Here is a 3,802-nt window from a genome sequence, read left to right as displayed (position 1 = left end):
ACAAGCTTACTGGGTTAGGTATGCCTGAAACTTGTCGTATTGATTAAGAAATACGCGAAACGGGGTAGTTCTATCTTTAAATTTAATTACGCAACAAAGCCGAGGGGCATGGGTAGCACCGAAACATGGAAAATATTTTACTAATACCTCTCCAATCAACCATTCTGTAATTTGTGAAATTCCAGCTTCGACTCAAGAAGACATCGATTTGGCAGTTAATTTTGCGCACAATGCGAAAAATGACTGGGCTTCAACATCAGTCACTGAGCGTTCAAACATATTATTAAAGATAGCTGAGCGTATTGAGAACAACCTTGAGATGCTTGCTATTACTGAAACATGGGACAATGGGAAACCTATTCGCGAGACTCTCGCCGCTGATATTCCACTCGTTGTCGACCATTTCCGCTATTTTGCTGGATGCATTAGAGCTCAAGAAGGTTCCGCTGCGGAACTAGATTCACAAACCATGACCTACCACTTCCCAGAACCTGTTGGTGTTGTAGGACAAATTATCCCATGGAACTTCCCACTCTTAATGGCCGCATGGAAGCTGGCACCCGCGCTGGCTGCTCGCTGCTGCGTGGTATTAAAACCAGCGGAACAAACTCCTGCATCAATCTTAGTATTGATGGAGCTCATCGAAGATCTAGTCCCTGCCGGTGTAATCAATGTCGTAAATGGCTATGGTTCAGAAGCAGGTCAAGCACTTGCTACGCATAAAAAGATTGCTAAAGTAGCCTTTACTGGCTCTACAGAAGTTGGACAGCATATTCTGAAGTGTGCCGCTGAGAACCTAATTCCGTCAACAGTCGAGCTAGGTGGTAAATCTCCAAATATTTTTATGGCTGATATATTTGATCACGAAGACAGTTACCTTGATAAGTGTATCGAAGGTGTCTTGTTAGCTTTTTTCAATCAAGGTGAAGTCTGCACGTGTCCTTCTCGAGTTTTGATTCAAGAATCAATTTACGATCGCTTCATTTCACGTTTGCAAACTCGCATGAAAACGATCCAACAAGGAAACCCACTCGATACCGACACACAGGTTGGTTCACAGGTGTCACAAGAGCAATTTGACAAAATTCGCAAATACATAGCTCTTGGTCATGAAGAAGGTGCCGAATTACTTATTGGTGGTAACAGCAATGAAGACAATGGTTACTTTGTCGAGCCTACCCTCTTCAAAGGAACTAACGATATGCGTATTTTCCAAGAAGAGATTTTTGGCCCAGTCGTTGCTGTTACGACATTTAAGGACACTGAAGAAGCTCTGGCAATCGCCAACGATACTGAGTATGGCTTAGGTGCTGGAGTATGGACACGTGACAACAATCTGATTTCACATATGGCGAAAAATATACAAGCTGGGCGAATTTGGGTTAACTGCTACCATGCTTACCCTGCTCACGCTGCGTTTGGCGGCTATAAAAAGTCCGGGATTGGTAGAGAAACACACAAAATGATGCTAGACCACTACCAGAACACCAAAAATATCATCGTTAGCCACAGTGTTAATCCTTTAGGCTTCTTTTAAAAATTAAGCTAATTGTCTGCCCGATAAACTAATGGGCAGACAAACATTTGGTTCATTATATTTATGATCTAAGCCATAACCATTTCCTTGACCCCTTTACAATGCAAGACTTAAAAAAATATCCGCCTTCTTAGAAGGCAGTCATCCTTTAATAAGTTCGGGTGTTTCTTCATCCAATGTCTGCTGTTGGTCGTTTTTGTAAAACTACGTTTAGGTCTTACCAATAATCGTTCATCTCTTAAGTAATTGAAAAGCGCATCTCGACCTAACTTGATACCTTGCTCTTGTAGTTTGGGTTTAATCAAAAAATAGAGCTTCCTAGTAGCAACCCGAGGCATATAACGCCTAATATTCAACACCATTTCTTTAATCGGTTTAAGCTCTAACTGACGATGATGAGCTCGCTTTTCTTGTTGATAAACACTCTGTCTCGTTATCCCGCATAGCTTACATATTCGGACTAAACTTATTCCTTCTTGTTTTTGAAGGCTTCTTGCTCCTTGGCTAGATACTTTTTTTGAGACTGGTTCCGTGCTCAGCATCAAGAATATCAACCACTCTATTTAAAAAGAGATTCTTGATTTTTTCGTCTTCTAACTCTTTCTCAAGACGTTTTATTTTCTGTGCAGGTGATTCTTTAGGTTTAGGTGATTTGTGCATGACATTGATCCTTGGATTTTGCGCCCAATTCATCTTACCGTGCTTTCGAAGCCAGGTTAAAACGGTTGAGCGGCCTTGGATACCATAAATGGTTTGGGCTTGTTTATATGTCATATCGCCTCTTTCTACAGCGGCGACGACCTGTAATTTAAAGCCTAGTGTGTAATCACGCTGAGTGCGCTTAACGTAGGTATTATTTGAAGTAGTCATAATTCATCCTCAATGTGTAAACACATTTCAGGACGGGACACCTCATACAAAAAAGCCGGCTTCATAAAGAAGACGGCTTTAATAAAATTTAAATCATATCGATTTAATTATGACAACGCGCTTTTTCCTATAGAAATATCGGCCCACGCTGTTGTAATCGCAACACGGGATTTGCTATCAAGGTTATCGATAAAACCATTGTCACCAGCTTGTGGCTCAAAGCCACTCATAGCTTGAACCAATGCATCAACCGTATTATTGGATAACACAGTATGACCTTGCGATGTGCTTTGATCTCCCATCGCAACAACAACTTGTGCGCGGTTACCATTGAAGTAATCATTGAAAGTTACAGAACCAATATGTTCAAACTTGGTTTGTTCAGTGTCACTTTTAGCATCACGCAGTATCGACAATTTCAGATCATAGCCACTGCGTTCTAACCACAAGTTCTGCCAATCAATCCCATTGAAAACAATGTTGTCTTCGCTGCGAATATCTTCAACGAAGTTGTCAATGACGTGACCACTGACAACAAAGCTATCCACGCCAGCGCCGCCCTTAAAGGTATTCTGGTAACCACCTAACACCATCAAATCACGACCTTCTCCACCATTAAACTGGCTATACTTAGAAAGCGCAGCAGCAATTAGATGCTCATCACCCTCACCGCCGTTGAGCACCGCGTTATAACCCATCAACTTAACAACATCATTACCGCTACTAGCATTGATACGGTTGTAATTGCCAAAGACATTAGCAAAATCATTACCAGCACCCAACTCAACTTGGTTATTGTTACCAATCGTAACCGATTAGTCTTGGTCATTACCGGTGTCAACACGGTTGTAGTTACCAGATGTGACGACGTAATCACGGCCAGTTCCGGTATTGATTTCACCACCTTCACCAAAAACAAATGATCGGTCATCACCTGAGCCTAAAAACACGCGATTAATTCGTCCAGCAACGACGGCAGTATCATTACCTTCACCACCGTGCATCGTATTTTCACGCCCCATTAGCACCCCCATATCATTGCCTTCACCGCCAGTAAATATGTTTGTTGTTCCTGTTGCGTAGTAGACATCATCACCTCGGCCACCCCAAAAGTTATTGTTATCACCTAGATACGCGCCGAGATCTTTACCATCCCCCCCCCAGTTGAAGTTGTAATTGCCTAAAGAAACGTTGATATCTCCATCACCTTGTAAGTGACCGCTATTACGAAGGAAATCAAATGTTTGATCTTTCATGTTTAGTAGATCAGCAGTTAAATTCGCTTTGAGGTTTTCCACTAACGACTTCATTTCTGTTTGCTTATCTTTACTAAAAATAGTGGCTTTGTTGCGTAATTGAATTTAGAGATAGAGCCAACCCATTTCGCGTATTTCT

3 pseudogenes are annotated in these 3,802 nt (G+C 41.7%); 1 reads left to right on the top strand and 2 read right to left on the bottom strand.

Annotation, left to right across the window (positions count from 1 at the left end):
- Window positions 1–103: 103 nt before the first annotated feature.
- Window positions 104–1,537 (top strand): annotated as a pseudogene (locus tag ACED60_RS25300) (aldehyde dehydrogenase family protein); the annotation flags it as partial.
- 143 nt (window positions 1,538–1,680) lie between these two features.
- Here the strand turns inward: ACED60_RS25300 and ACED60_RS25295 are convergent.
- Both ACED60_RS25295 and ACED60_RS25290 read right to left on the bottom strand, forming a co-directional pair.
- Window positions 1,681–2,407 (bottom strand): annotated as a pseudogene (locus ACED60_RS25295) (IS3 family transposase); the annotation flags it as partial.
- A gap of 107 nt (window positions 2,408–2,514) precedes the next feature.
- Window positions 2,515–3,750, bottom strand: a pseudogene (locus ACED60_RS25290) (calcium-binding protein); the annotation flags it as partial.
- Window positions 3,751–3,802 lie beyond the last annotated feature (52 nt).

This window comes from Vibrio sp. 1F279 (genome assembly GCF_041439815.1).
Taxonomy (GTDB): domain Bacteria; phylum Pseudomonadota; class Gammaproteobacteria; order Enterobacterales; family Vibrionaceae; genus Vibrio; species Vibrio tasmaniensis_A.
The sequence above is the reverse complement of the archived record's forward strand: the minus strand, read 5'-3'. Positions and strand labels throughout refer to the sequence as shown.